The following is a 7159-nucleotide window of genomic DNA, read 5'->3' on the forward strand; positions in this document are numbered from 1 at the left end:
AGGCCGAATTTGAAGTCTTTTCTGAACGAAACCCCCTACTATCTGTGGTCAAGGTTCAGTTTTTAGCTTGGTTATCGCTTTTTCCATTGTAGCTTAAAGCCGTCGTAAAACGACGGGGTTTTAACCCAAATTTTCGATAATTGTCCTAAGTAGGGTTTGCGGCAAAAAGTCTTTTAGTGGGGACAGGGTGTGGGGTCATAATTCCCGACGACCTTCTAAAGCTCTCGCTAAGGTTACTTCATCAGCGTATTCCAGATCGCCGCCCATGGGCAACCCGAAAGCGATACGGGTAACTTTGGTGAAGGGTTTCAGTAAACCCCCGATATACAAAGTCGTGGTTTCTCCCTCGACACTGGGACTAATGGCCAAGATAACTTCCTGAATTTTTTTTTGGCTAACTCTAGTGACTAAAGACTGTATATTCAATTGATCGGGTCCAATCCCATCCATAGGCGAGATAACACCGCCCAAAACGTGATATTTGCCCGAATATTCCCGTGTTTTCTCCAAAGCAATCACATCTCTGGAGTCAGCTACCACACAGATAGTACCCGTTTCTCGGTTAGGATTGCGGCAAATTTCACAAATCGGTTCGGCCGAAAGATGAAAACAAACCTGACATAATCCTACTTGTTTTTTAGCATCCACGATCGCCTGGGCCAATTCGATCGCGTCTTGCTCCGGTCGTTTGAGAATATACAGGGCCAAACGTTGGGCGCTTTTTGGTCCTACCCCGGGTAATTTTTGTAACTGCTCGATCAAACGAGCTAAAGGCGGTGTATAAATAGCAGTTAATCCTCTTATCAGTTATCAGTTATCAGTTATCAGTTATCAGTTATCAGTTATCAGTTATCAGTTATCAGTTATCAGTTATCAGTTATCAGTTATCAGTTATCAGTTATCAGATTTGAGTTTTCAAGTGAGCAGTGTTAAATAGAAGTTTCCTACTGTCTTTTCACTGCTCACTGTTTACTGTTTACTGCTCACTGATTAAGACCGTTTGGGTAAACGCACATCGATAACACTGGTGTTAAAATTATAATTATCTCCTTCCAACTCGATTAAAGTGCCAATTTTCACCTTTTGACCGCCAACAACCGCACCAGTATCGGTAACTTCCGCTTGACCACTGAGAGTCATAATCATATCTTGAGAATAGTTTTCTGTGCGGGGATCGGGTAGGACTTTCACACTACCATCTGGCTGCGGAACTAAGACATTTCTCGATAAAGGTTTAACATTTTTTATATCCACTTGACCGGCTGGTTGATTACGAATAACAATATTAGTTTTCTTCTCGGTATTGAATTGATTAATCAAAGCGTTGGGATTGAGAACACTTAAACCCCGGACAATAACATCCACTTCTATGGGTTCTTTGGTAACTTGAGCGATCGTACTTTTACCACTCGTACCCGGGACAACAAAAATACCAACTATAGTCAATAAAATTACTAAGGCCGCTCCGAGATCGAGCAAGCTAAATTTACCGAATAAACGTCCTTTTGAGTCTAATAAATTCATAAGCGGTTCACTATAAAATTTTGGGCATAAGGGAGAAGACAGTCATCAGTGGGAACAAGGGAGAATAAATAAAAATAATCTCCTGACTCCTGACTCCTAACTCCTGCCTCCTAACGGCTAGTAAATTCTATCATGATCGGAATCTTGGTCGCGGACGGGAAGTCTGACTTAAGATAGAAGATCGGAGTCTCACACGGAGCGATCGATAGACAATGGCCGGTAAAACTCAACTTAAGAAACAAGAAAAGCAATTATCTCCAGTCGATCTGACCCCTTCTGACGGTAACAACCTCGAAAAAGTTGCCCCCGTTAAACATTGGTCGATCGAAGATAGCGAAAATCTCTATCGCATCCAAGGCTGGGGAGAACCCTATTTCTCGATCAATGCCGCGGGAAACATTACCGTTTCGCCCCAGGGAGAAAGGGGCGGTTCTTTGGACTTATACGAGTTAGTTTCGGCGATTAAGCGGCGGAATATCGGTTTACCCCTGTTAATTCGGTTTAGTGACATCCTCGAGGATCGGATCGAGCGCCTGAATGCCTGTTTTAACCGAGCGATCGCCCGTTATAATTATCCCAACGTCTATCGCGGTGTCTATCCGATCAAGTGCAATCAACACCGTCACATCGTCGAGTCTTTAGTGCGTTTTGGTAAACCCTATCAATTTGGGCTGGAGGCTGGTTCAAAACCTGAGCTAATGATTGCTTTAGCTACCCTAGAACCTGCCTTAAACGGCAAAAATGACAAAACACAACCATTGCTAATTTGTAACGGCTATAAGGACAAAGAATACCTGGAAACTGCCCTGTTGACCACTCGTCTCGGTCATCGGCCTTTGATTGTCATCGAACAATTGGAAGAATTATATTTAACCCTGCGCGTCAGTCGTCAGTTAGGAATTGCCCCTCATTTGGGAGTGCGTGCGAAACTGGGGACAAAAGGGGTGGGTCGTTGGGGATGTTCCACGGGAGACCGGGCCAAATTCGGTTTAACCGTCCCGGAAATCTTAACGGTGGTGACGGAATTAGAACAAGCGGGGATGTTAGATTGTCTGCAACTGCTGCACTATCATATCGGGTCGCAAATCTCCGCTATTAGCGTCATTAAGGATGCCATTCGCGAAGCTAGTCAGATTTATGTGGAATTAGCGAAATTAGGGGCAAATATGACCTATCTCGATGTGGGGGGTGGTTTAGGGGTCGATTACGATGGCTCAAAAACTAACTTCTATGCCTCGAAAAACTACAATATGCAGAATTATGCCAATGATATCGTGGCCGAGGTCAAGGAAGCTTGTGAGGATGCCCAGATTTCACCCCCAATTCTCATCAGTGAAAGTGGACGGGCGATCGCTTCTCATCAATCGGTGTTAGTCTTTGATATCTTGGGAAGTAGTGAGGTTCCCCAAAACCCTCCCGATCCCTGCAATGGGAAAGAACACCTCATCCTCCGTAATCTCTGGGAAACCTACACGGGTATCGATGAGCGCAATTATCAGGAAGCTTATCACGATGCGGGACAGTTCAAAGAGGAGGCGATTAGTCTGTTTAATTTCGGTTATCTCAGTCTCAAAGAACGGTCTAGAGCCGAACAATTGTACTGGGCTTGTTGTCACAAAATTCTGCAAGTGGCCCGACAACAGGATTATGTTCCCGATGACTTGGAAGACTTAGAGCAAATTATGGCCTCAATTTATTATGCCAATCTCTCGGTTTTTCAGTCAGTTCCCGATAGTTGGGCGATCGATCAACTATTTCCGATTATGCCGATCCATCGTCTCGATCGAGAACCTACCCAAAGAGGAATTCTCGCCGATTTAACCTGTGATAGTGACGGGAAAATTGCCCAGTTTATCGATTTGCGCGGGGACGTAAAATCAGTTTTAGAATTGCATCCGTTGGAGTACAAAAACGGTAAACATTCTCCAGAACCCTATTATCTAGGAATGTTTCTGGTGGGTGCTTATCAAGAGATTATGGGCAATTTACATAATCTTTTTGGCGATACTAACGTGGTACATATTCAGATGAGTCCCAAGGGATACGATATCGAGTATCTAGTCAAAGGAGATACGATCACAGAAGTATTAAGTTATGTACAATATTCTGCGGAAGACTTGTTAGAAAGAATTCGTCTTCGTTGTGAACAAGCTTTGCAGGAAAATCGCATGACTGTGGAAGAATCCCAATTACTACTACAGGATTATGAACGCAGTTTGCGACGTTATACCTATCTAGTGGGTGGGGATTGATGATTGCTCTTGCCGATCGAGTAATCGATCGAGGATGATAGAAAATAGACAAAATAGATAGGCAGTAAGGGGAAGCAGTGGAAAAGGGAACGCTGGTAGAATTTCGCGTCCAAGGAGAAAGGCGCTTAGGGGTGATCGATCGCCCAGAAGGTAAAAAAGATTGGATCGTCATCGATCAAGGGGGAAACCCGCATAAACTGCGTCCCCAACGCTTCGATTACATTGTCAAAGCAGGTCCGTCCAACCATAAGGAGATTGGCAATTTTCTGCGGGAAGTCCAACCCTATCTAGATGCTAGTGGTTTAGAAGTGGCCTGGGAATTATTAGCCGGGGAAAATCAGTTAGTCACTCCCGAAACCATGGCCGAGATCCTCTTTTCCGATCGCGGTCCGCAGTTTTGCTATGCGGCCCATTGTCTCTTGAGTGATGATAAAGTTTATTTTAAAAATAAAGGGGATGGTTACGAGGCCCGCTCGGAAAATCAGGTAGAGGAAATCAAACACCAGCTAGAGGTGGAACAACAGCGTCAACGGGAAAAAAGCCAATTTCTCCAACGTCTCCAGCAAGCCTTGGCCAGTGGAACGGTAGAATGGTCAGAAAGCGATCGAATTCGTCTGGAATCTCTAGAAAAATATATCCTCCAACCCGAACAAAAATACCCAGCAGCCATGGACATACTCTCGCTGCTGGGCCGTTCCCAAACCCCCGAGGCTGCTTTTGAATTGTTAGTCGATTTGAAATGGTGGAGTAGTCACGAAAACCTTTTCCTGCGACGCAGTTCCTACCCCGTTCAATTCTCGAAAAAGGTACTTGATGTGGCGCGTCTTAATTTACTCAATCCCCCTGCGGATGCGGATGTCAACAATCGTCTCGATTTAACTCACCAAAAAATTTATACCATCGACGATGAAAGTACCGAGGAAATCGATGACGGATTATCGGTAGAAATGCTCGCAGATGGTGGTCATCGTCTCTGGATCCATATTGCCGATCCTAGCCGTTTAGTGCTTCCTGATGATGAATTAGACCTAGAAGCGCGTCGTCGCAGTACCAGTCTTTATCTTCCCACGGGAATGGTTCCCATGTTTCCCCTAGAATTGGCCGCAGGTCCGATGAGTTTGGTACAGGGAAAACTTTGTCCTGCGTTGAGTTTTGGGGTAATCCTCGATGAAACAGGGGCGATCGCCGATTATCGTATCCATCCTAGTACAATTAAACCCACCTATCGCCTCACCTACGAAGATGTGGACGAAATGTTACATCTGGACCTGCAGCATGAACCGGAAGTGAGGATTCTCAACCGTTGGGCCAAACAACGCCACGCATGGCGTAAATCTCAGGGATCGATTAACATCCAAATGCCAGAATCATCGATTAAGGTGAAGGCTAACGACGAAATTATCGTAGAATTGCAGGAAGTTTCCCCATCTCGGCAATTAGTGGCGGAAATGATGATTTTAGCCGGAGAAATCGCCGGTCGCTACTGTCAGGAACACGAGATACCCGTGCCTTTCCGCGGACAACCACAACCGGAATTACCCCCCGATGAGGAGTTAATTTTACTACCTGCGGGCCCGGTGCGTTCCTGTGCCTTGCGTCGCTGTATGCCGCGCAGTGAGATGACGACGATTCCTAACCGTCATGCTAGTCTGGGATTGAATACCTATTCCCAAGTAACTTCGCCAATTCGCCGTTATACTGACCTTTTGACCCATTTTCAACTAAAAGCCCATCTCCGGGGCGATCAACTGCCTTTTACGCGGGATAGAATGCAGGAAATTCTCTATAGTGTCGCTAGTTCGGCCCAAGAGGCCACCTCGGTGGAACGACAAACTAATCGTTATTGGAGTTTGGAATTTTTGCGACGACAGGGAGATCAAGTCTGGCAAGCTTTGGTGTTGCGCTGGCTGCGGGAAGAGGAAAATTTAGGCTTGATTTTATTGGAGGAATTGGGGTTAGAATTACCCCATCGTTTTGAGCGCTCGGTATCTTTAGGCGATCGCTTTCAAGTGCAAGTTAGTCGCTCTGATCCCCACCGGGATGAGATCCGTTTTCGCGAGTTGTCGGGTTTTGTCTCCTCTCAAGCAAGTTAATCTCTCGCACAGACAGAATTCAGAAGTCGGGAGATAGGGTGATAGGGATTTAGGGGTTTAGGGAAATTTCAGCCAAATGCTCCACTACCCCACACCCCACACCCCTCTGATAGATCAAATCAACCTACGGGCGCAAATCTGCTGTAAAATGTTATTATCTAGCAGTTAAAAGAGCCAAAAACTTCTGCATAATCCCAACGTATGACCATAACAATACGATTTGATTTGCCTATTAATATTTCGGAATCTCTCCATTCACAAGCAGAGGAACAGGCTAAGATAGCATATATCATGACTTTGTTAAAACATGGAGAAATTAGTAGTGGGATAGCCGGCAGGTTATTGGGAGTCTCTCGTTTAGAAGTTCTCGAACTTATGGGTCAATATGGGGTTGCCATCTTCCCCGACCAAAATCGAGAAGAGTTAGAACAAGAAATTACAGAAACCCTGCAATTATTAGAAGATTCTCCTGCGTGATTATTGTCTCTAATACCACTCCGTTAAGTGAGTTAGCTAAAGTTGGTCAACTTAACTTACTCCAAAAACTCTTTGGTAAAATTATCATTCCCCAAGAAGTTTATAATGAAGTCACCACGGGAAATCATCGGGCTGCTTCGGTTGTTCCTACTGCTCAGTGGATTGAGGTATTTACCATTCAATCTCCCGCTCAATTATTACAGTTGCAAATTCAGTTTAAACTCGATTTAGGTGAAGCGGCTACAATTATCTTGGCAGAAGAATTAAAAGCGAATCGAGTCTTAATAGACGAAAAATTAGGACGAAAAGTCGCCCAGTCCAGAAATTTGCCTGTAACTGGAACAATTGGACTTTTATTAATTGCCAAGAAGAAAGGAATTATTATTGAAGTTAAACCCATTTTAGATCAGTTTTTGAGTCAAGGCAAAAGAATTAGCCCAATTCTTTATCAAGAAATATTAGGAATGGCCGAAGAAAGCTAGAAATTAATTCCAGACAGAAACCAGAATATCCAACTTGTCGATACCTCAGTAACGTGAAAAGCGCTATAGTACATTTAGATCGGCCATCATCGCCATTACAAGAGAATATGCCATGAGGGAAAAAGCACTAGATTAAAGGTTTTAGCCCCTCTAAAAGCGGCTAATGTACGAAAACAGAATACTCCTTTAAACTGGCTCTTCGTTACTCTTTATGCTAAATCAACAGACAAGATGCCAAGATAACATACTTCTAACCCAAAAATTCCGAAAGTTTCTAAAGCCATAGCCTCTTCGTTTTATTAGTTTAAGTTTATTGTTGATTCCCTCGACC

7 protein-coding genes are annotated in these 7159 nt (G+C 44.3%); 4 read left to right on the plus strand and 3 right to left on the minus strand.

The window, feature by feature from the left end:
- Positions 1 to 195: 195 nt before the first annotated feature.
- Together recR and IM479_RS04445 are read right to left on the minus strand one after the other, a co-directional pair.
- On the minus strand, positions 196 to 786 hold the full coding sequence (gene recR / locus IM479_RS04440) for a recombination mediator RecR (protein ID WP_287673051.1): 591 nt from the start codon (positions 784 to 786) through the stop codon (positions 196 to 198).
- Positions 787 to 990: 204 nt separating this feature from the next.
- A complete protein-coding gene (locus IM479_RS04445) occupies positions 991 to 1524 on the minus strand; it encodes a DUF4330 domain-containing protein (protein ID WP_287685677.1) in 534 nt (177 codons plus the stop codon).
- Between the two features lie 212 nt (positions 1525 to 1736).
- Here IM479_RS04445 and speA point away from each other — a divergent pair, with 212 nt between their 5' ends.
- The 4 genes from speA to IM479_RS04465 all read left to right on the plus strand — a co-directional run bounded on the left by speA (position 1737) and on the right by IM479_RS04465 (position 6828).
- Complete coding sequence (gene speA, locus IM479_RS04450; RefSeq protein ID WP_286824129.1) at positions 1737 to 3776, plus strand: biosynthetic arginine decarboxylase; 2040 nt, start codon at positions 1737 to 1739, stop codon at positions 3774 to 3776.
- 77 nt (positions 3777 to 3853) lie between these two features.
- On the plus strand, positions 3854 to 5869 hold the full coding sequence (locus tag IM479_RS04455) for a ribonuclease catalytic domain-containing protein (RefSeq protein WP_287685679.1): 2016 nt from the start codon (positions 3854 to 3856) through the stop codon (positions 5867 to 5869).
- Between the two features lie 201 nt (positions 5870 to 6070).
- Positions 6071 to 6346, plus strand: a complete 276-nt coding sequence (locus tag IM479_RS04460; protein WP_147069031.1) for a UPF0175 family protein — start codon at positions 6071 to 6073, stop codon at positions 6344 to 6346.
- Entirely contained in the window at positions 6343 to 6828 is a 486-nt protein-coding gene (locus IM479_RS04465) for a PIN domain-containing protein (RefSeq protein WP_287675581.1), read from the plus strand. Before IM479_RS04460 ends, IM479_RS04465 begins: the two co-directional genes overlap by 4 nt.
- A 219-nt stretch (positions 6829 to 7047) precedes the next feature.
- Here the strand turns inward: IM479_RS04465 and IM479_RS04470 are convergent.
- On the minus strand, positions 7048 to 7159 hold a 112-nt coding region (locus IM479_RS04470), incomplete at its 5' end, for a transposase (protein ID WP_071784045.1).

Origin of the sequence: Microcystis sp. M165S2 (assembly GCF_020245885.1) — a bacterium.
GTDB lineage: Bacteria > Cyanobacteriota > Cyanobacteriia > Cyanobacteriales > Microcystaceae > Microcystis.